This window comes from Pseudoalteromonas sp. L23 (assembly GCF_021728455.1).
In the GTDB taxonomy this organism is placed as follows: Bacteria; Pseudomonadota; Gammaproteobacteria; order Enterobacterales; family Alteromonadaceae; genus Pseudoalteromonas.
The window spans coordinates 70,112-91,603 of record NZ_JAKKCW010000014.1 but is presented as its reverse complement, the minus strand read 5'-3'; the positions used below and the strand labels follow the sequence as shown (position 1 = coordinate 91,603).

The following is a 21,492-nucleotide window of genomic DNA, read 5'->3' as shown; positions in this document are numbered from 1 at the left end:
TTTAAGTCTGGACATCTTCATCGAACATTGTATGCTACACCTATTCGATAATAATTCTTATTTGCAATGAATAAAAGTAAACTTTTTCTTTTTTTACTCTTTTGGGTACATTTTGGTCAAGCGGTTGCGAAGCAACCCCACACCTCGCAAGTAAACGTCTATTCATTTAGAAAATATGAATTAATTCAACCTGTCCTCCAGGCATTTGAAAAAGAGACTGGGATCACCGTAAACCTCGTAAATGGTAAATCAGTACAACTGCTTGAGCGTCTCAAAAGCGATGGCGCGGACTCAAAGGCCGATGTGTTGCTCACCTCCGATCTAATTCAGCTGCATGATTACAAAGCACTACTGCGTCCTATCGACAAGATCACAAATTGGCAAGCAGTAAACCCTGAACTCAAGGATGATGATAAGCGTTGGCTCAGTGTTTCGATAAGGACACGCGCATTATTCCGTAAAAAAGGTGTTTCTACACCCTTGCCCGAGCACTTTTCGGATTTAGATAAATCGCTTTACAAGGGTAAATTTTGCATTCGCCAGTGGTCTCATAGTTATAACTTGACGTTAGCATCGAGCCTCTACGCTTCTTCAAATAGCAATGACTCCTCATGGCTCAACCACGCTAATACGCTATTAGCAAAGCGTCCTGCTGGAGGAGATAGAGATCAACTGCGAGCGCTTGCACAAGGCCAATGTGAATTTGCGCTGGCGAATCACTATTACTGGAGCATGATGCAGCACTCCGAGAATAAGCGCGATAAGGCACTTGCCGAACAGCTAGAGATCCACTTTCTGAAGATGCACTCGGGAAAAACGCCTATTTCTACCACCACGGTTGCGATAGCAAAGCATTCACCCAATGCACACAATGCCGAGCTATTTATTGATTTCTTGCTGAAACCGAGTACTCAATCCATGTATGCTAATTTGCTTCATGAATATCCTGTGATTCAGAGCTCGCAAACGGCTCCTACTCCATTTGTCCCCGCCACGAAACAGGTGAAGCTCGGCCTGCAGCAAGTGTCACGAGCCCAACGAGTTATTAACTCACTCAGCAAAGATCACTTGTAAGTCACAGTTAAATACAGGCACAGGCCCATCGAAAAGCTGCTGGCGGGCAAATGTTTTTGCAGGCTTGGGTCCCTGTAATGTCTGCACTGTATGTTCACGCTCGGCATACACTTGCTGGTAGGGGTGCTGCTCGGATTTCTCATGCCACGTGAGCGTAAGAGAATTACTTTTATAGATCCAACGCCCCCGATACTCAGTGCCAACCTGCTGCCAATGACCATTGGGTTTCAGCTGCAATTGGATAGAATCATCTTTACATTGGTGGGCAAACAATAGATCTGGCAATGCTTGAGCAGCTCTGTTTTGCACCAGATACAACCCCGCGTTATTCGGTGTATAACGGTGCCCTTCCATATTAAATTCTGAAATTGTCAGCGTATCAAAACCAATCTCTTTCACTACATATTCAATATCCCTAAGCCAATTGTCGCCTGAAGTCATCGGTGGAATATTTAATTGTGCACTCTCATATTGTAGCGGTACGGGAAGCTCGGTAAAACGATAATGAATATCTCGCTTTTCCAATGCTTGAACTAAGTTAGCTCTAGTACCTTCATCGAGGCCGGATTCAAAGATATGTAAAGTTTGGGTGCTACAGCCACTCAACAATAAAGTAGCAATTGCGAAAATACGTTGCATTGTCATCCTTGGTGTTACGCCTCGGTTTGAAATGCACCTTCCTAGGGAAGTATGCTTCAACCTCAGTCTTATTAATGCTTCAAATTAACACCTAGACAACCAATTTTCAACAGAAGATTTAGGGTAAAGAATATCTTTAAACAATCGATGCTGTTGATGACGTAAGTGCAGTTCCTGACTTGGCAGCCCTGCTTGCACCTGACTATGATGCTCATTAAATCGGGAGATGACAGAAAGCTTATCCTTGGCTTGTGTGAGAGACTCATTGACATAGTGACGTACATCATCCGCGGTCATTAGATCTGTCTTATCTACATTCATAAGCTCTTTTCTTAATGCTGTGCGAATACCCATCGTTGCCTCCATAAAATACTGATAAAAACAAATCGCGTGGACGGCGTGCAAGATACACACCAAATGCTTCAGTAATGTTAAAGACCCCGGATTTAACGAAAAAGTTTCGTCATTCACCGCAGTAATTTTATATACTGTCGTATAAGGCAATAAGACACTGGCTGTGTTAGGTAAATACGGCATGTTGAGGTTATGAAAATGCAAGATGGGTTTATTGAAATTGAGCTCGAAGAAGAGCCGATAGAATTGTGTAACCTTTTGAAAGTACTCGACTTAGCAGAAACTGGCGGACATGCTAAGTTATTGATCACTGAAGGTTATGTAGCAGTCAACGATGAAATATGTACGCAAAAACGTAAAAAGATTTATTCAGGCGATATTCTGCATTTTGATGGTGATGAATTTCATTTAACCTTAGCACCTGATGCAACGCCGCAACCGCGTGCAGTTGCCACTCCACGCGCCGAAACGGCACCAACGCCGAGTAAGAAAAAACGACAAAAGTCAGGAAAATCTTACACACAAGTGGACAAAAATACAGGCCGAAAACCCATTTCCTTTGGCTAGCAATCTCACACGTTGACGTATTTAATTACAAAAACGCTCACCTTTTTAGTGCACCGATGCTTCGCGAAAGTGCACTTCCCCCTTGAAAAAGTGTCCAATCAACACTAGGACTATAGCAGTACAAAAAAACGGCAAGTCTGCAACTGGTACATTCTATGCACCTTGTTATGCATTTTTAGAACAAAACCAATTCATTTAATTGGATGCTCTACTCCCCTCTTATATGGAGCAAATCTTAAGTGCAGTTGGTATAAGGAAAGGGTCAAGCATGAATAATTCATATAACACCCTGACTCAGCTTACCGTCGGCGAGCGTCAGGTCCATATTCACTCACTTCCAGCTTTAAGCGATAGGGCAAGAAGATTACCGTTTTCGCTTAAAATTTTATTAGAAAATTTACTGCGTCATGAAGATGGCAAGAACGTGACTGCTCAAGACATCGATGCCTTACTCAACTGGAAGCCGGAAGATAAACCCAGTAAAGAAGTTGCATTTACGCCCGCGCGTGTCGTGATGCAAGATTTTACAGGCGTACCAGCCATCGTGGATCTTGCAGCAATGCGTGACGCTATGGCAAAACTCGGTGGCGATCCAAATAAAATCAATCCCTTATCACCCGCTGAAATGGTCATAGACCACTCTGTACAAGTAGACGAATATGGCCACGATGGCGCCTTTGATCTTAATGCAAAGTTAGAGTACCAACGCAACAAAGAGCGCTATGAATTTTTGCGCTGGGGGCAAGGCGCGTTTGACAATCTAAAAGTGGTGCCACCCGCAACCGGGATCGTGCACCAAGTTAACCTAGAGTATTTAGCACGTGTCGTATTCGAAAAAGAAATCGATGGTATGCCATTCGCCTACCCTGATACATTAGTGGGAACTGACTCTCATACCACAATGATCAACGGTCTTGGCATTTTAGGTTGGGGCGTAGGCGGCATTGAGGCCGAAGCCGCCATGCTTGGTCAGCCAATTTCGCTGCTCATTCCTCAGGTCGTTGGTTTTAAACTGGAAGGACAGTTGCCTGAAGGCACAACCGCAACTGATTTGGTACTCACCGTGACACAAATGCTACGTGAACACGGCGTAGTGGGTAAGTTTGTCGAATTCTTTGGTGATGGCTTAGCAGACTTACCACTTGCCGATCGTGCCACCATCGCCAACATGGCACCTGAATATGGGGCAACCTGCGGTATTTTCCCCATTGATAACGAAACCTTGGAGTATCTACGACTAACCAATCGTGATGAAGAAAAAATTGCATTAATCGAAGGTTATGCCAAACATCAAGGCATGTGGCGAGAACCAGGAGATGAACCACTTTACACCGACGTACTGACACTAGACTTAGCGACAGTGGTTCCAAGCCTTGCAGGTCCAAAGCGCCCACAAGATAGAATTCCTCTCAATGACGCAGGCAAAACAATTCAAGCCCATTTAGGTGAACTCCAACATGAGCGCAGTGAAAAAAATGCCGTGTCAGATCAAGATGAAGCTCGCACTGTTGGTGAAGGCGGGACTTCTCGAGTTGATCAAGATGAGCCCGCGACGCTTGGCGTCGGTAAGGTTACATTTAAAGATCAAGAGTTTGAATTAGTCGATGGCGCCTGCGTAATTGCCGCCATCACAAGTTGCACAAACACCTCTAATCCAAGTGTTATTCTTGCCGCAGGCCTTGTTGCACAAAAAGCAAAGACACTTGGCTTAAAGCCTAAGCCTTGGGTAAAAACCTCATTGGCTCCTGGCTCAAAAGTAGTTACCGATTACCTAAAACAAGCCGAGCTATTGGAACCTCTTGCTGAACTAGGTTTTGATTTAGTGGGCTATGGTTGTACGACTTGTATCGGCAACTCAGGTCCCTTACCGAAAGAAATTAACGAAGCCATCGTTAAACATCAGCTGGTTGTCAGTTCCATCTTATCAGGAAACCGCAACTTTGAGGGGCGGATCCACCAAGATGTAAAAATGAACTTTCTCGCCTCGCCGCCACTTGTTGTTGCCTATGCACTTGCAGGCCGCACTGATATCGATGTCTACAATGAGCCATTGTGCCAAACCGATGATGGCCAAGATGTGTTCTTAAAAGACATTTGGCCATCGGTCTCAGAAGTCAGTGAACTTGTGTCTCAGACAGTCACACAAGCCATGTTTGAGAAGAACTATGCAGACGTTTACCAAGGCGACCAACATTGGCAACAAATCGCGGTAAATCAGAGTGAGCGCTATGATTGGCAAGATAGCTCTACTTATATTCAAAAAGCCCCTTTCTTTGATGATATGAGTAAAGAACCACCAGGGATCCCAAGTATCAAAGGCGCACGCTGTCTCGCTAAACTGGGTGACTCAGTAACGACTGACCATATTTCTCCAGCAGGTAATATCAAGGCCTCGGCCCCAGCTGGGGAGTATTTACAAGCGCAAGGAGTGAAACAAGCTGATTTTAACTCTTACGGTTCGCGTCGAGGTAACCACGAAGTTATGATGCGAGGTACATTTGCAAACGTGCGCTTACGCAATCAATTGGCTCCAGGTACCGAAGGTGGTATTACTCGCCTATTGCCTGAGGGCGAACTTATGAGTATTTTCGATGCTGCGGAGCATTATCAGCAGCGTAATACGCCACTCGTTGTGCTCGCGGGCAGTGAGTACGGCACGGGTTCATCACGAGACTGGGCTGCTAAAGGGTCTTTACTACTTGGGATTAAAGCCGTACTTGCTAAAAGCTACGAGCGTATTCACCGTTCTAACCTCATTGGTATGGGGGTATTACCGCTACAATTTAAACCAGATGATGGCCACGAAGAACTGGGACTAACTGGCGAAGAAGAGTTTGAAATTGAAGGGATATACGACACATCAACCGAAGTGGTAGTCACGGCAACAAATGCGGATGGCAAAGAAATCAAGTTTTCGGCGGATATCCGGATCGATACCCCTAAAGAGTGGGAGTACTACCAACATGGCGGGATTTTACAGTACGTCTTAAGACAAATGCTATAGGCCTCATTTGGCAATACTTTAATGGAAAAGACGGCACCGGCCGTCTTTTTTAAAACCTTTGAGTGTAAATCAGCGTAATTGTATTGATGCCACCATCATCAAGCGCACTGCCAATTCCAAACTTCAGCGCCGATTGTGAACTAAACCAATAATCAGTCTGTAACTCCACTACGGATTGATCAAAATCATCTTCACGTAATCGAGCTGATGCAGAGATCTGCCAATTCTTAGCCAAATAATAGCCAGCATGGATCTGCCAAAAGTCGATGTCGGCTGCGACTTTTTGCATTTTTACATCCCATCCAACGCCATTATCAATCTCTGTATAACGAAAAAATGGCGCTATTGCCGTTTCTGTATCTCGTTCATCCACTCCGTAGTTATCAAATTCTGAGCGCTCACCAATGAGCGTAACACCAAGCTGCATATTCTCACTAACAAAACGTCCCACTTGTACCAGCGCTATCGTATCTCGCGTCGCAGTAAAAAGTGCAGAGTCATCTCTAAATTGAGTTACATCAACGGCAACTCGCCAGTCTCGTCCAATAAAGAACTCAGCATCAGCTTGATAAAGATGCCAATCATCATTTTTAAAACCACCTACAGAGAAGTTATTACTCTTTTGCAGATACCCCTGTAAACCATAGGGTGTACCATCATTCTCTAACTCAGTAAGGTAGTGTCGATACTGAACACCTAAGAATCCATCCTCAATCTCTAAAAACTCTCCGAAACCAACACTTACTTCGTGAGAGTTGGCCATACTGAAACCTGAATAAAATAACAGTCCTATCAGTGATAATGCTTTCATACTTTCCCCTTTATGTTAATGAAACGATTGTAACTACGAAAAAAAATCGCCATAGTAAAAAAATGTAAGCATATGTATTCAAAAGAGAGACAAGTATGGCAATCTGGTTTAAACCCGTAAGTGTAGAGTTATGCAAAAAGCTGGAAGATGGCATGACAGGTAAAGGTACGCTTATGAAAACGTTAGGGATAGAAATCAGCGAGGTGGGTGACGACTACTTAGTTGCTACTATGCCTGCGATTCCTGAACATCATAACCCCATGGGTATGGTCCATGGCGGCGCAAACGTTGCTTTAGCGGAAACCGTTGCAAGTTACGCAGCAAACTTTGTTGTAGATACCGAACAATTCTACTGTGTAGGGCAAGAGATCAATGCTAATCACTTAAAAGCATCGAGAACAGGCATGCTCACAGCTATAGCTAAGCCAGTGCACCTAGGAAAACGTTCATCTGTATGGGAGATCCGCATCACTAACAGTCGCAATGAACTATGCTGCATTTCCAGAATGACCGCCGCAGTAGTATCACGCTAAAACTTGATCTATCACAACTACAAAAAACCAAATCCACCTCATTATTATTGCAACACACAAAATAGTGAGGTGGTACTGTGTCAACTCAAAAGCTTTGGCCTCTGCATATGCTCATCGTAGCGGGATTGATTTTAATTTTCACGGGCCACACCATGTTAACGACCGACTGGCTGAATGATCTTGGTCCGAGCGGTTTTATAATTGGTGCGAGCTGTGTCGCGCTTGGTCTCATTTGTTCTTTACCGACTAAAATATATCTGACCATTTTGCTAATGCGTCGAGAGCACCGAGATTAGCGTATACCAGCTTGATATTGGGTTGGTTTTACTGCACCCTGAGCGTCTACGTTTATGAAGGTACTCAGTTTGTGGAAAAGGTCGACACCCTAATTATTGGCGCAGGCGTTGTAGGCTTAGCGATAGCAGCAAAGCTCAGCCAGAGCCGCAGCGTTATTGTTATCGATAAAGAATCTCGTGTTGGTGAGCATACGAGTAGCCGTAATAGTGAAGTGATCCATGCGGGCATTTACTATCCTTATGGTAGCTTAAAGCACCAGCTCTGTGTTCGAGGAAAAGCACTCCTTTACACGCACTGTGAGCAGCTAAACATTCCCTTTCAGCGACTCGGTAAATTCATTGTTGCGACAAACGCAGAGGAAGCGAAAAGCCTAGAACAAATTAAGACGCGTGCCCATGCTAACTCTGTCACGGATATTGACTTTGCTTCATCCAAGACCATCGAGCAACAGCTCAACTATTTGAAAATACATAGCGCACTATTCTCTCCCTCCACCGGTATTTTAGACAGCCACCAATTTATACTGTCACTCATCGCTGAGATTGAAAGTAATGGGGGGATTGTTGCAATGCAAAGTGAGTTTATTCACGCGCAGCAATTAGGCAGTGATTTTATTGTTGCGATGCGCTGCGATGGCGAGCAGTTCGAAATGGGCTGTGACCAGCTGATAAACAGCGCGGGGCTGAATGCCCCCGATGTGCTCAATAAAATTACCGGCGATAGCGACAAAGCCATCGCCTATTATTGTCGTGGCCGTTACTATCGCTATCATGGTAAGCACCCATTTCAACAGCTCATCTACCCTCTCCCTAACACGCATGGATTAGGCGTACACGCGACAGTAGATTTAGCTGGGCAACTCAAGTTTGGCCCTGATACCGAATATATTGAAAATATTGATTACCAGTTTGATGACTCCCAAAAAGCGCGCTTTGTCGCCGCAATAAAGCGGTACTGGCCAAGTCTGGATGAGAGTAGGCTTACAGCGGATTACACTGGGATAAGACCCAAACTAAGCAAAGAAAAGCAAAGTGACTTTGTAATTCAGTTCGAGGCAACACATGGAATATCAGGCTTTGTTAACTTAATGGCGATTGAGTCACCGGGATTGACCGCAAGTCTCGCCATTGCAGAATATATTGAACAACGACTTTAGCGCTGGTTTTCCTCCAGCGCCTTTTCAAGCTGTTTCGTTCTATCGTCCATCAGCTGTTGGATGTTTTTCGCATCTTCCATCACCTGTTTTACCGCTTTTGGATTTAATGCAGTTGGTAATGCCGAAGCGGTTTCTTTACTTACAGCTTGCGCTGGTTGTTTATTCAGAATACTTGTGTCTTCAGCTGCTATCACGGTAATTTTGCGCTCATCTAATTGATAGTACTGCGACTCGCCGTTTGGATTGGGTTTATCAGAGTAATGCCATTGTCCTTTAGCGTCCTGCCAACGATACACTTGTACCCCAGATGTAGGTTGCTGAGTGTCGTCACTCACAAACTCCTTCGTGTGTGTTTTCACTTTATCAAACGCTGTCACACCTTGATCCGTTAATTCTGTTACCTGCTGCTCAACTTTGTTGGTCAACGAATTTACATTTAACCATGGCTTGCCATCAGGGCGCTTCAATACAAACAAACTGGCTAACGCCACCAGCATTATCATAATCATTAAGTAACTTGCGGCTTTCATCTTCATACTCTGACTTTCCTTAGAGACCATACTTTAACAGTATCTGCTTAAATTGCTCCGTTTTTTTAAAGTCAGCATAAAAGTGATTAAAGTCATCACACAATTTTTTCGCTCTTTGAGTGCGGCCAAACTGCAATTGCAACGGCGCGACATCCGAAACGCCGCGCACGCTGATAGTACTTTTTAATACTGGATATTTCAGCTGTAACCAGCGTAGTGTTGGTTCGCCAACAATAGAAAAAGCGAGACTTTTGTCACTTCCGCCCGCAAGCACGGACAAAATATCAAATTCTGAGTAATAGTCTTTGCGCTGCAGCATATTACTGTCAAAATACGGCTCTAGCTGAGGATAGGTATAACCAAACCGACCTAAAAATAAATGCTCGTTTAAGCCATTTACATCAAATTGCTCAGCCTGCTTGTGTGTAACAAATACGTCTTCAATTGTGTAAATTGGCGCACTCCAACACATTTGCATAGTGCCACGATACCAATGCTCTGACTCCATCCGCACATCGACATTTCCTCGTTCGATTTCTACAGTCGAACGTTTTTCGGGATAAACAGGGTAGTTTGGTTGGTAATGATATTGTGCTGCAAACAGCTCAAAAATATCAATGAGCACACCCCGTTCTTGGGCATGTTCGATAATGAACGGAGGATAATACTGTACTGCAAAGTTGACAAACGTTTTACTTTCTTCCGCAGTCTTGGTATGTCCGACAAAAGATAGAGTACAACTAAATAGCAATAATATCGTCTTTGGAAAGTAGATCAAAGCCACCTCCAAGACCTTGAACAAATAATAGACTAAGTATGACCGATCGCTGGAAATTTCCAAGTCAAAAAACCAGCCACACTCAAATCTACTAAATGAACATTGCGGATCTAAATACCATCACCATCAATATGCAACCCACACTCACGATTTAGACCGAAGAAACGTGTTTCTTCCTCTGTCATACCAGGTTCAAGCTTACGGGTGGTGTGAACATCCCCCATAGAAACATAACCTTGTTCCCAGAGCGGGTGATAAGGCAAATCAAACTTCGTAAGATATTGATACACGTCACGATTATGCCAGTCAATAATAGGGTAAAACTTGACCGTGCCGCGACTGAGCTCAACGATTGGCTTATCCGCACGCGTTGAAGACTGCTGACGACGTAAGCCACTGAACCAAGTGCCTGCGCCAAGTTCCCGTAACGCTTGAGTCATCGGCTCAACTTTGTTTAGGGTATTGTATTTTTTAATCCCTTCTTCGCCTTGCTCCCATAACTTACCATACACCGCCTCTTGCCAAGCAGGACTCTGCTTAGCACGGTATATCTTAAGATTGAGTGCCAAACGCTCTGACAGTGATTCAATAAATTGATACGTCTCAGGAAACAAATAGCCCGTATCGGTAAGTACCACGGGGATATCAGGCTGCTGCTGAGTCAAAAGATGTAACATAACCGCAGCTTGAATACCGAAACTAGAAGACAAAAAGTGAGTATCCGGTAAGTTTTCCAGTGCCCAAGCCACTCTCTGCTCGGCAGTTTTATCACTCAGTAGGGCATTAGCATCCGCGAGTAGCATCCGCTGAGTTGCGCTGTCCAGAGTCAATATTTGCTTAAAATCACTCATTTTCTCATCCAATGGGCAGCCTAGCTGCCCGTTCTAAATCAAGCGTGGAAATCAGTTTTTGACACTTTGACTTCCGCAACGATTTCTTTGCGGATGACATAGTCACCAAAACATTCATCTTCGTTGCGCTCACTGACCCACTGACCAATCAACTCATCTAGCGCTGGCAGGAAGACGTCTTCGCCGACATTCTCCAAGTACAGCTTAGGAATGCGAGTACCAGCACGGTTACCACCTAAATACATATTGTATTTACCAGGTCCTTTACCCACGAATCCAACCTCGGCTAGCATCGCTCGACCACAGCCGTTAGGGCAGCCAACTACACGAAGGATAATATTCTCTTCAGCAACCTCATGCTTGGCGAGCAACCCTTCTACCTTTGTCACAAGCTCAGGTAAATAACGCTCCGCCTCTGCCATCGCAAGTGGACACGTCGGTAGCGATACACACGCCATCGAGTTTTTACGCTGCTCTGAATGCTCGCTATCTATCAAACCATGCTCGCGGGCAATTTGTTCGATTTGCGCTTTATCCTCAGCTGCAACTCCAGCAATAATTAAGTTTTGGTTTGCAGTCATGCGGAAATCCCCTTTGTGGATTTCTGCAATTTTGCGACAACCTGTTTTAAGTGGTTTATCTGGGAAATCTAAAATACGGCCATTTTCGATAAACACCGTTAAGTGATGCTTACCATCAATACCTTCAACCCAACCAAAGCGGTCGCCACGGTGAGTGAATTCATAAGGACGGCTTGGCTCAAACTTCATACCGGCACGGTTTTCAACTTCCGCTTTAAACACCTCAGTACCAAATGTATCTAGCGTATATTTGGTTTTTGCATTTTTACGGTTTACTCGGTTACCCCAGTCACGTTGCACAGAAACCACATGCTCAGCAACGGCAAGTGTATGCTCAAGCGGAATAAAGCCAAGGTCATCAGCTTTACGTGGATAGGTATTAACGTCACCATGGGTCATCGCCAAACCACCACCCACTAGCACATTAAAGCCAATTAGCTTGCCCTCATCTGCAATAGCAACAAAGTTGAGGTCATTGGCATGCACATCGACTTCATTGTTCGGAGGGATAGTCACAGTAGTTTTGAACTTACGTGGTAAATACGTATCACCCAAAATCGGCTCTGCCGTTGTCTCTGTTTTTTCACCGTTCAGCCAGATCTCAGCGTAAGCTTTAGTTTTTGGTAGCAAGTGCTCTGAAATTTTAGCCGCCCACTCGTACGCTTCTTGGTGTAACTCAGACTCGACCGGGTTAGTTGTACATAACACGTTGCGGTTTACATCCCCCGCCGTCGCAATAGAATCGATACCTACGCTATTCAGCAGCTGATGCATCCCTTTGATGTTTGGCTTCAGTACACCGTGGAACTGGAAAGTTTGACGTGTTGTCAGACGAATGCTGCCATACATGGTTTTATCCGCTGCAAACTCGTCAATCGCCAACCACTGATGTGGTTTAATGATACCACCAGGCATACGAGCACGAAGCATCACGTTATGCAGTGGCTCAAGCCGTTGCTTAGTACGCTCTGGGCGGATATCGCGGTCGTCTTGCTGATACATACCGTGGAAACGGATCAATTGGAAGTTATCCGCAGTAAAGCCGCCGGTTAGTTGATCGGTCAGATCCGTTGAAATTGTGCCACGTAAGTGGGCACTTTGTGACTTCAAACGCTCATTATCAGAAAACTTTGCGTTTGCATCGAGCTTACTATTCGGTTTGATTTCAGAGTTGCTCATTGTCTTTCCTACATTAAAATTGGCTGACGGTATAACAAGACGCGTTAGTAAACGTCTTTCTGATAACGGTTTGCGCTACGCAATGCTTTAAGATATTGCTCAGCTTGTTCATCATCTTTCCCTCCATGGGTTTTAATGATGTCGATAAGTGCTTGGTGTACATCTTTGGCCATTCTGCTAGCGTCACCACAGACATAAAAATGAGCGCCCTTTTCAAGCCATGCAAATACAGCTTCGCCCTTCTCGCGCAGTCTATCTTGCACGTAAATCTTTTCTGCCTGATCACGACTAAATGCCAAATCTACATGTGTTAATAAACCCGACTTTACATACTTTTGAATTTCTACTTGATAAAGGAAATCTTCTGTAAAGTGTGGATTACCAAAGAACAGCCAGTTTTCACCCTCTGCGTCACGCGCCTCACGTTCTTGCAAGAAGGCTCTAAACGGTGCGATACCTGTACCTGGGCCAACCATGATCACAGGTGTGGCATTGTCGACAGGTAATCTAAAGTTATCGTTGTGCTCACTGAATACTTTCACTTTCGTGCCTTCTTCAGCACGATTCGCTAAATAACCTGAGCAGCCGCCAAAATGCTTTTCACCAAAGGTATCAAATTCAACTAAACCTACGGTTAAATGCACCTCTTCTTCCACCTCAGCTTGGCTTGACGCGATAGAGTACAAACGCGCTTGTAATTTGCGACAACAATCAACTAGCGCTTGCGCCTCAATGTTGGCAGGGTTTTGCTTTATCACATCAAAGATTTGACGTTCTTCGATATAAGCACGCAATGCCGCTTTATCGTTTGCAAGTGCGCTTAGCTCCTCATTCCCAGTCGCAATCGCATACTTTTCAACAAAGCCAGGATACGACTGTGTTAGCTCAAGATGTTCAATCAACGCCGTTTCTAATGAAACGGTGAGTTCACCTATTTTAACGGTTTGTGCTTTGTCGAGTTTTAAGACATCGATCACCGCCGCCACTTCTTGTGGGTCATTTAAGAAATACACGCCAAGTGAATCACCCGGCTGATAGGTGATATCAGAGCCTTCAAGGGAAATTTCAATGTGACGCACATCTTTACTTGAGTTTCTGCCAGTGATCTTTTGTACCACACTCAGCTCGGCCGCGAATGGGTTTTGCTTTGTATATTGACTAGCTGCGGCCTGAGGAGCACCAAACGGCATGCTGATAACGTTACCACCACCTGCTTGCTGCTGAGCTTTAAGCGCAGGCTCTAATGCATCTAGCGCCTGTGCGATCCACGCCTCGGCTTCAGCTTCATAATCCACATCTAAGTCAGCTCGCGGCACAACAATTTCAGCACCAAGGGCAGCCAAGCGCGCTTCAAAATCCTTTGCCGTTTGGCAGAAGAATTCATAACTTGAATCACCAAGGCCAATCACAGCTTGCTTTACACCTTCCAGTTTAGGCGCCTTCTTACCCGCTAAGAATTCATGCAATGCTTCTGCATCTTCTGGTGGCTCACCCTCACCGTAAGTAGAGACAGCAATCACTAAGAACTTCTCTTTCTTCAGGTTGGCAGGTTTGTAGTCAGCCATATTGACCAACTTAGTCGTCAAGCCACGCGCTTCCGCCTGAGCTTTAATTTGGTTTGCAACCCCTTTTGCGTTACCAGTTTGTGAACCAAATAAAATAGTCAGAGGTGCAGACTCGTCAGCGCCCGCTGTTGCTTGTCCAGCAATACCTGATAATGCAGCTGAATTTGCGGTTGCAGCTAAATAGCCACTCACCCATGCCTGTTGGATTGGATTTAACTCTCCAACTAAGCCTTGTAGTTTTTGCAGTTGTTCATGTGTCAGCGGACTTGCTGCAGCATTAAGTTGACTTAACAACATCATGGATCCCCGTACCCAAAAGGTTTTGCTTGCTCATTGCATAACTGGCTCGCACGCAGCGTAGCCTACTTTTATTAGCGTGAAGCATACGTGGCAAATTGAGAGATCAAAAAGAATAGAATCTGCTTTTATATTCCTTTTAGTTATTGAAGATTGAAAAGTCCAAAGAAAACAGATTAAAAGAAGTTCGATATTTAACCGTTAAAAAGTTTAACATTGCCGTAACAGTTTTGATGCAAAATCAAACTGTCATACACAGACAAATCAATAATACAGATAATCATAATAATGAGACTAAAAATGAAACACGGGAAATATATAAACCTAATACTCAGTTCTTATTGCTCAATACTCAGCTTAAGCGCTGCTGCAGAAGTTACAAATGGCAGTTTCGAGAGCTGGAGCGGTCAAGTCCCTAGTGGATGGACGACGATAGACTCGGGCATCACACTTAGCTCGGTTACGACACCAATAAAAGACGGTAATCTTGCCGCAGCGGTGCAGGTAACTACTGCAACACAAAGTAGCACAGACTTACAACAGCAAGTAAACGTTGAAGCAGGTAAAAGCTATCAATTTAGCACTTGGGTCTATCACACGGAAGGTGGCGTCAAAGCACGATTAGTGGTGGACGGCTATCATGGTTATTCAGATCAGTTTAATGTCGGGCAGTGGCAACAACTTAGCTATACCTATACCGCAACTGCAACCACTGCGATTAATGTTGGCTTACGTTTTTACGATGGCAGTGGTTTTGACGGTAATGAAACTGTCTACGTTGACGGCTTTGGTCCAACTTCTACCACACCAGAGCCGCCTCAGAGCTGTCAAAATAATAGTGTCACTCTCGCTTTGATGACCGATAATTATGGTAGCGAAACAAGCTGGCAAATCACTAATACAGCAAACACAACAGTTGCTAGTGGTAGTGGCTATAGCAATAATCAATCGGTAAATGAAAACTTATGTCTTAACGACGGTAGTTATACCTTTACGATTTTAGACAGCTATGGCGACGGAATTTGTTGCACCAATGGTAATGGCCAGTATACCTTAACGCACGCTGGTACAACGCTCGCTTCCGGCGGCCAGTTCAGCAATCGTCAAGATCATACCTTTACGCTTGGCGCAACCACGCCTCCCCCTTCAGGTGATGGTTACTATGCCTCTACTACTGGACTGAGCGGTTATGCACTGAAAACAGAGTTACACCAGATTATTCGTAACCACCAATCACAAGGTTATTCTGCTATTTGGGGCTTTATCGATCAGAACGAGCGCGATCGCCATTTTGAAAAAGATAACAGCATCTTAGATCGCTACTCTGAGAAGCCAACGGCAAATGATAATGTTAGCTATGTGTCTACAGGATCCCAGTGCGGCAGTTACAGAAGCGAAGGCGATTGCTATAACCGAGAACACTCCTTCCCCAAATCTTGGTTTGGCGGTCAAGTAGAACCGATGAATTCGGATATCCATCATATTTTTGCTTCTGATGGCTATGTAAATTCAAAGCGCAGTAACTATCCATTTGGTGAAGTAGGAAGCGCTTCTTATACCTCTAGTAACGGGAGTCGTCTAGGTTCAGCATCTGGTATTAATTACAGTGGCACTGTATTTGAGCCAATTGACAATTTCAAAGGCGATTTTGCTCGTGTCTACTTTTATATGGCAACACGTTATCAAGATGTGATTGCAAACTGGCAAAATAATACCAGCTACAGCAATGCAGTACTCAATGGCACACAACACCAGGTATTCGAAACTTGGGTCGTCAACATGCTAAAAAAATGGCATAACGAAGATCCTGTCGATGCCCTAGAGCAAGCGCGCAACCAAGCGGCTTATGAATTTCAGGGTAACCGAAATCCATTTGTAGACCATCCAGAGTTTGTCGAAGCAATTTGGTAACTATAAATAAAAAGAAATAAAAAAGGCCAGTAACTGGCCTTTTTTCAATAACATATTTGGCTAATATTTAGCGAGGGTTAATTGTAAGTGGCTCAATCGTCACTTTCGCATTACCACTTGCGCCCATATGCCCGTTGTAAGTTTGTCCTTCAAACAAGGTGTAAAATACATCAACATAGTCATCATCGTTAGTAAACCAATGGCTTGGCATTGCTTTGATCAATTGATTCGTCAGTTGCGGGATAATCGCATAGCCTTGAACATTAGGATCAGGAATAGCACGCATCACTTGCGTCACAATATCCAAAAGTGTTGTTGCTAAGTCTTGATAGTTAGTATTGTCGTCTTGCTCCATCAGCAATAAATCTGCCGCTTGCCAACGATATCGCTCCCAATGAATGATAATTTGGTTAGGCGTATAGTCCGTACCATCGTGGTCCAAATATGGCATATCCACAATATCTAGAACAGGCTCATCTCGGGATGGGTTGACGCCTGTTACAATGCCGTAAACTTCCGCAGCCCCAGATACCCAAGGCTCTTCATCGTCATTTAGTCTGATTTTCTTCAATACACTGGTTGAAATCGGCTCTGCATCATCGTTGCTCTGCACAGCTGTTGATGGCATTGCCAAGCCTTGCTTGGCAAACACTTGCTTCATTACCTGAATGCCTTCTTGTTTTACCTTATCACTATCAAGTTCAACGATTAGCACAGGTCGCTCTGGCATTGTATGTGCGTCAAGTAAATGCAATTGACCGTGCTCATCAAAAGCCTCTACATATTGCCAGTGCTTATCATCACCTTTAGGCGCAAAAGCAATTAATGGCGCTTCACCTTGTTGCCACTTTGTTAGCATTTCGCTAGAAGCAATACGCAGCTGGTATAGATTAGAGCTATAGTCAGTCAGGCCTTTTAATGAGCGAGTGTACTGGCTCGCTTCTGTCATGAGCTGCTTAGTTGACCCCTGAACTTGTAGCTGCTCCAGTGAAACTGCATCCTGATACTGGCTAAGTTGAGTTTGAACTTGGGGACCTAAGTGATTAAGTGATAGCGCTAATTTTTTCGCAATTTGCTTTTTTATATCAGCAACTTGAATTGGTGCAGCGTTAAATTTATCAAGCTGCTTAAGTGAACTGTAGGTATTAAGATTAACCTTGTCTGCCGCAGAACTTGCGAAAGACATTCCGCCGAGCATGGCTATCATTAGTGTAGAGAGGGTTACATGTTGTTTCATCTTGCGTTCCTAGAAATAATCCGTGTTATGGAATAAACAAGATAAAACAACAAAAGTAAATTATCAACACGTTAACATAGTTAACATATAAAACAATTTAATCTAGCTTTTAGAGTTTTTATTCTTCTACTGGGTAGATAGTAATTTCTATACCGGCACCTATTGCAGAGATCCTAAGCAACGTATCTGCCTGTAGTGCTTGCGAAAAGCACTTTGGCGACTTGCCTGAGTTAAAGCCAATGTCAAAAGTTCGCTTGGTACAACCTAGCCATTGCTTAAGTGCCGCTTTAGAACAAGACTCAATTAACTCACACAGTTGGTTAATCGCTTTATCAGGGGTTAATTCATTAGTATTTGCTTCGATTCGAGCCAATTGACGATAGTCATCTTGATCGTAATGCAGCACGATAGCATTTTTCTTTAAATCCGAAACTAGCGCACTGATATCCTGCTTTGACTCCAGTTCCAAATCGACATTTAAAAATTGAATTTCAGACATGTATTAAAAGCTACCTTGTAAAGCTAAATCTAGTAATGACTTATTTATCAGTGTGATAAGGACATTACTTATTGGACAATGCGACAATTTGTCACATTCTAAGCACCGTGCATTATAGTTATCATACTCACGAGCAACTAGAATAACATATTGTGATGATTAAAAAACTGCTAAAACCCGCACGTAAATTCCACAAGTACCTTGGCTATTTATTGTTTTTACAGATCTTTGCTTGGCTATTAGGCGGGCTGGTCATGAGCGCGATCCCATTGGCAAAGATCCATGGTAAACACTTAGCGCATAGAAGCTTAGACAACCCCTTTCCCACCGCCGCGTACCAAGCTGATCTCAATCAGTTAGTACAAAGCACGGTGCAAGTGCGCCAAATCCAGTTCGGCCATTTTCTCGATACTCCCATCATCAAGCTAAACCAAGATGAAAAGCTCATTTTCAACGGGATAACAGGCGCACCTTTTACCACTCCAAATCAACAGCAAATAATACAACAGGCCAAGCAACACCTATTAATTGCAGCGGATGTGAGCCATATTGAACGACTTGCCACAGCCCCCAGAGAAGCAGGTTACAAGGAAGATGTTTGGCGAGTCGAATATAACGATATCCTCTCCACCACGCTGTATCTAAGTGCAACTAGCGGTGAAGTTGTGACGGTGCGTAGCACGTTGTGGCGCATCTTTGATTTTTTTTGGATGCTACACATTATGGATTACGACGAACGAGAGGATTTCAATAACCCCTTGCTCATTTCCTTCGCCGCTACGAGTGTACTCTTTTGTCTAACAGGGATATTGTTATTATTGCAATCTCCACCTTGGCGAAAACGTCGCCCTGCACCGAATAAATAAAGGGACTTACTGTACACTCTTGTTGGTATTGATGATTTTTTTGATATAGTGACATTCCCTGTATTCCACCATTTGGTGAGAGGTTATGTCACGATATTGCTATATCTTAGCGCTTAGCTTATTTGTATTAACAGCTAACGCTCAAGAGTTCACGTCTTTCTCAAAAGCAAAGAAACATTTATCACAACAAGTTACCGACAATACCCGCACGCTTTATTGTAATTGTAATATCAAAAAGCAAGGCAAAAAGCTGGTGCCTGATCCCGCAAGTTGTGGTTATACCCCGAGGTTACCTTACACTCGCAATGGCAAAGAAAACGCCCGAGCTCAGCGCATTGAGTGGGAGCATATCGTGCCCGCGTGGGAATTTGGACATCAGTTGCAGTGCTGGCAAGATGGCGGCAGAAAGCACTGCCGTAAAGTCAGTGAGCAATTCAGGAAGATGGAAGCAGATATTCACAACCTTGCTCCAGCGATTGGTGAAATCAATGGGGATCGGTCTAATTTTCGTTTTGGCATGTTACCAAGTACTGAAGCAAACTATGGCGCGTGTCCAGTAAAGATTGACTTTAAGTTACGCCGAATTGAACCACCAGAGTACGCTAGAAAACGCATTGCTGATGCGTACTTTTACATGGAAAAAACCTACGGGTTAAAAATCTCTCCACAACAGCGGAAATTATTCACGGCTTGGCAGAAACAGTGATTGCGAGATAACCCAAGCGGTGCTAGTTTTTAGTCATACAACTAAAACAGGAACGTGAATACGATGCAACGTATTACTCTAGTTTTCGCATCAACAGCAATGAGCTTGTTATTAGCCGCTTGTGGTGGCGGTGGCAGCGATTCATTAGGCACCGATAACCCAGGTAGTAACACTGGACAAACCGAGCCGCCCACTTGGACGTTTAATCAATTTCCTGCGTCAAGTCAGTTAATTAACTATTGCGCCTCCCCAAGAACGGGTACAGACAAATATAACAACGACCAACCTTATCCCGATAAGGTTGGTACGGCGATGCATGAAAAAATGTGGCTCCGCTCTTTTACCAACGAAACCTACCTTTGGTACGACGAAGTACTAGATAACGACCCAACACAATTCGATACTGTTATTGATTACTTCGAGCAATTAAAGACAAACCAAACGACGGCGTCGGGCAATGCCAAAGATCAATTTCATTTCTACGAATCTTATGAAAGCTTCCAAAAAGAAGCGCAATCGGGTGTTGCAACCGGTTATGGCATTCGTTGGGCGGCCATATCCACATCACCACCACGTAACTTTACTGTCGCCGCAGTAGAGCCTAATTCACCAGCCGCGAATGCAGGGATCGTACGTGGAGATAAGATCCTCTCGATAGATGGCGTCGACTTTATTTCAAGTGATAATACCGCTGCGCTGAATGCAGGCCTGTCACCAGAGCAAAGCGAGCCACATAACTTTGTATTTGAAGATAAATCAGGCAACGAAAAATCCGTCACCCTGACTTCAGTCGATATTGAAACCTCACCGGTGCAAAACGCTAAAGTCATTAGCTATGGCGGCAAGCAGGTTGGGTATGTGCAGTTCAATCAATTTATTCCAACAGCCCAAGAAGGATTAATTGAAGCATTTAATCTATTTAAAACACGGCAAATAGACGACCTGGTACTCGACATGCGTTACAACGGTGGTGGTCGCGTCATTATGGCAGCGCAACTAGGCTATATGGTTGCGGGCAACAGCAGCCTAAACAAAACCTTCACTTATAGCACCTTAAATGACAAGCGTACTGCTGAAGAAGAGCGCACCGCTTTTGAGTCTAGAACAATTAACTGGGCTGAAAACAAGTTTACAACCACCTCTTTACCCACGGTAACTTTACCTAGAGTTTATATCCTCTCGACACGAGGCACGGCCTCTGCCAGTGAAAATGTAATTAATGGCCTGCGCGGCATTGATGTTGAAGTCTTTTTGATCGGTGGTACCACTCGAGGTAAGCCCTATGGCTTTGTGCCCGCGCAAAACTGCGGCACGGTTTACTATACCATTCAGTTTGGTTCGGAAAATGCGAAGGGCTTTGATGCTTATGCCGATGGCTTTACCCCTTCAGGAGCGTCAAGCAGTGGTGAAATTGGCCTAAGCGCACAAGTGCCAGGCTGTATTGTCGCAGATGACTTCTCTGCACCGCTAGGCAGTCAAGAGGAAGATCTTTTCGCCGCAGCACTGACACATATAGATACCGGTCGTTGCCCAAATGTAGCGCAATTTGCGCCTACTGCTCTGCCACAGTATCAAAATAAGGAGCATGCGGTTACGCTTCCAGTCTATCCACTGCGGGAAAATGCAATTTTAATGAAGCCTAAGGATCCGCAATAATGGCGCCGCTAAAAGCGGTGAAAATCATCGCTTTGGCTTTATTGATGCAAGCATGCAATAGCGCGCCTGCATCAACTTCGGTTAATGAGGCTGTACTCTCAGCTTCTACGCCCGAGGTGTTATCACAACTCAAGCAAGCTATAGTAAAACTCAAAGGCGGCGTACCACCGACGCTCGCAAGCACCGTTTTTCAACGTAGTCCAACACTACTGCTTGAGCATGGCCAAAGCCTAGATGGCAATGGCAGTCCAATTTTAGGTGCCCATAATCTCGCTTATGAGAGTTTCATCTTGCAGCTTCGTGACACCCAGTGTGTACTCTACTATCCGAAAAAGGATACTTATGTCGTGCTCAGTAAAGTTAGCTGCAAAAAGCTGGAAAAATAGCGCCTGATCTCAATC

21 protein-coding genes are annotated in these 21,492 nt (G+C 44.3%); 11 read left to right on the top strand and 10 right to left on the bottom strand.

The features are described from left to right. Positions 1 to 66 precede the first annotated feature (66 nt). A complete protein-coding gene (locus tag L3V43_RS19410; RefSeq protein WP_237117224.1) occupies positions 67 to 1,074 on the top strand; it encodes an extracellular solute-binding protein in 1,008 nt (335 codons plus the stop codon). Here L3V43_RS19410 and L3V43_RS19405 read toward each other — a convergent pair. Both L3V43_RS19405 and L3V43_RS19400 read right to left on the bottom strand, forming a co-directional pair. Beyond that, on the bottom strand, positions 1,051 to 1,713 hold the full coding sequence (locus tag L3V43_RS19405; RefSeq protein WP_237117223.1) for a hypothetical protein: 663 nt from the start codon (positions 1,711 to 1,713) through the stop codon (positions 1,051 to 1,053). The genes L3V43_RS19410 and L3V43_RS19405 overlap by 24 nt on opposite strands. 84 nt (positions 1,714 to 1,797) lie before the next feature. Then, positions 1,798 to 2,067, bottom strand: coding sequence for a hypothetical protein (locus tag L3V43_RS19400; protein WP_010607806.1), 270 nt, complete (start codon positions 2,065 to 2,067; stop codon positions 1,798 to 1,800). Between the two features lie 198 nt (positions 2,068 to 2,265). Between L3V43_RS19400 and L3V43_RS19395 the strand changes: the two genes are divergently transcribed. Continuing rightward, complete coding sequence (locus L3V43_RS19395) at positions 2,266 to 2,634, top strand: RNA-binding S4 domain-containing protein (protein WP_045962213.1); 369 nt, start codon at positions 2,266 to 2,268, stop codon at positions 2,632 to 2,634. A 268-nt stretch (positions 2,635 to 2,902) separates the two neighbouring features. After that, on the top strand, positions 2,903 to 5,638 hold the full coding sequence (gene acnA, locus L3V43_RS19390) for an aconitate hydratase AcnA (protein WP_237117222.1): 2,736 nt from the start codon (positions 2,903 to 2,905) through the stop codon (positions 5,636 to 5,638). A 49-nt stretch (positions 5,639 to 5,687) separates the two neighbouring features. Here the strand turns inward: acnA and L3V43_RS19385 are convergent, their stop codons facing one another. Further along, a complete protein-coding gene (locus tag L3V43_RS19385; protein WP_010607803.1) occupies positions 5,688 to 6,449 on the bottom strand; it encodes a hypothetical protein in 762 nt (253 codons plus the stop codon). A gap of 95 nt (positions 6,450 to 6,544) precedes the next feature. Here L3V43_RS19385 and L3V43_RS19380 point away from each other — a divergent pair, with 95 nt between their 5' ends. The 3 genes from L3V43_RS19380 (at position 6,545) to L3V43_RS19370 (ending at position 8,435) form a co-directional block, all read left to right on the top strand. Further along, positions 6,545 to 6,982 (top strand): hotdog fold thioesterase, encoded by a 438-nt coding sequence (locus L3V43_RS19380; protein WP_010607802.1) that lies wholly within the window; start codon positions 6,545 to 6,547, stop codon positions 6,980 to 6,982. Between the two features lie 77 nt (positions 6,983 to 7,059). Continuing rightward, positions 7,060 to 7,278: a hypothetical protein gene (locus tag L3V43_RS19375; protein ID WP_102055937.1), complete on the top strand. Its 219-nt coding sequence runs from the start codon at positions 7,060 to 7,062 to the stop codon at positions 7,276 to 7,278. A gap of 71 nt (positions 7,279 to 7,349) precedes the next feature. Beyond that, entirely contained in the window at positions 7,350 to 8,435 is a 1,086-nt protein-coding gene (locus L3V43_RS19370; protein WP_235368568.1) for an NAD(P)/FAD-dependent oxidoreductase, read from the top strand. Here L3V43_RS19370 and L3V43_RS19365 read toward each other — a convergent pair. From L3V43_RS19365 to L3V43_RS19345, 5 genes are all read right to left on the bottom strand, one after another. Then, the gene (locus L3V43_RS19365) at positions 8,432 to 8,971 is read right to left on the bottom strand and encodes a DUF4124 domain-containing protein (protein WP_237117221.1); all 540 of its coding nucleotides are present in this window, start codon (positions 8,969 to 8,971) and stop codon (positions 8,432 to 8,434) included. The two genes, L3V43_RS19370 and L3V43_RS19365, sit on opposite strands and share 4 nt — an antisense overlap. A gap of 13 nt (positions 8,972 to 8,984) precedes the next feature. Further along, positions 8,985 to 9,749 (bottom strand): amino acid ABC transporter substrate-binding protein, encoded by a 765-nt coding sequence (locus tag L3V43_RS19360; RefSeq protein WP_237117220.1) that lies wholly within the window; start codon positions 9,747 to 9,749, stop codon positions 8,985 to 8,987. Positions 9,750 to 9,853: 104 nt separating this feature from the next. Further along, positions 9,854 to 10,594, bottom strand: a complete 741-nt coding sequence (locus tag L3V43_RS19355; RefSeq protein WP_010607797.1) for a phosphoadenylyl-sulfate reductase — start codon at positions 10,592 to 10,594, stop codon at positions 9,854 to 9,856. A gap of 38 nt (positions 10,595 to 10,632) precedes the next feature. Continuing rightward, complete coding sequence (gene cysI, locus L3V43_RS19350) at positions 10,633 to 12,354, bottom strand: assimilatory sulfite reductase (NADPH) hemoprotein subunit (protein WP_235368570.1); 1,722 nt, start codon at positions 12,352 to 12,354, stop codon at positions 10,633 to 10,635. Between the two features lie 44 nt (positions 12,355 to 12,398). Further along, positions 12,399 to 14,216: an assimilatory sulfite reductase (NADPH) flavoprotein subunit gene (locus tag L3V43_RS19345; protein ID WP_211859888.1), complete on the bottom strand. Its 1,818-nt coding sequence runs from the start codon at positions 14,214 to 14,216 to the stop codon at positions 12,399 to 12,401. A 300-nt stretch (positions 14,217 to 14,516) separates the two neighbouring features. Here L3V43_RS19345 and L3V43_RS19340 point away from each other — a divergent pair, with 300 nt between their 5' ends. Beyond that, positions 14,517 to 16,127, top strand: coding sequence for an endonuclease (locus L3V43_RS19340; RefSeq protein ID WP_237117219.1), 1,611 nt, complete (start codon positions 14,517 to 14,519; stop codon positions 16,125 to 16,127). Between the two features lie 67 nt (positions 16,128 to 16,194). Here L3V43_RS19340 and L3V43_RS19335 read toward each other — a convergent pair whose 3' ends face one another. Continuing rightward, positions 16,195 to 17,364 carry a DUF3103 family protein gene (locus L3V43_RS19335; RefSeq protein ID WP_237117218.1) on the bottom strand — a complete coding sequence of 390 codons (1,170 nt, stop codon included), beginning with the start codon at positions 17,362 to 17,364 and terminating at the stop codon, positions 16,195 to 16,197. 118 nt (positions 17,365 to 17,482) lie between these two features. Further along, on the bottom strand, positions 17,483 to 17,863 hold the full coding sequence (locus L3V43_RS19330) for a hypothetical protein (RefSeq protein ID WP_010376275.1): 381 nt from the start codon (positions 17,861 to 17,863) through the stop codon (positions 17,483 to 17,485). Between the two features lie 155 nt (positions 17,864 to 18,018). Here L3V43_RS19330 and L3V43_RS19325 point away from each other — a divergent pair, with 155 nt between their 5' ends. From L3V43_RS19325 to L3V43_RS19310, 4 genes are all read left to right on the top strand, one after another. After that, complete coding sequence (locus L3V43_RS19325) at positions 18,019 to 18,729, top strand: hypothetical protein (protein ID WP_237117231.1); 711 nt, start codon at positions 18,019 to 18,021, stop codon at positions 18,727 to 18,729. 85 nt (positions 18,730 to 18,814) lie between these two features. Then, positions 18,815 to 19,435: an endonuclease gene (locus tag L3V43_RS19320; RefSeq protein ID WP_010607791.1), complete on the top strand. Its 621-nt coding sequence runs from the start codon at positions 18,815 to 18,817 to the stop codon at positions 19,433 to 19,435. A gap of 63 nt (positions 19,436 to 19,498) precedes the next feature. Then, entirely contained in the window at positions 19,499 to 21,091 is a 1,593-nt protein-coding gene (locus tag L3V43_RS19315; RefSeq protein ID WP_237117217.1) for a S41 family peptidase, read from the top strand. After that, positions 21,091 to 21,477, top strand: coding sequence for a hypothetical protein (locus L3V43_RS19310; protein ID WP_010607789.1), 387 nt, complete (start codon positions 21,091 to 21,093; stop codon positions 21,475 to 21,477). Before L3V43_RS19315 ends, L3V43_RS19310 begins: the two co-directional genes overlap by 1 nt. Positions 21,478 to 21,492: the final 15 nt, after the last annotated feature.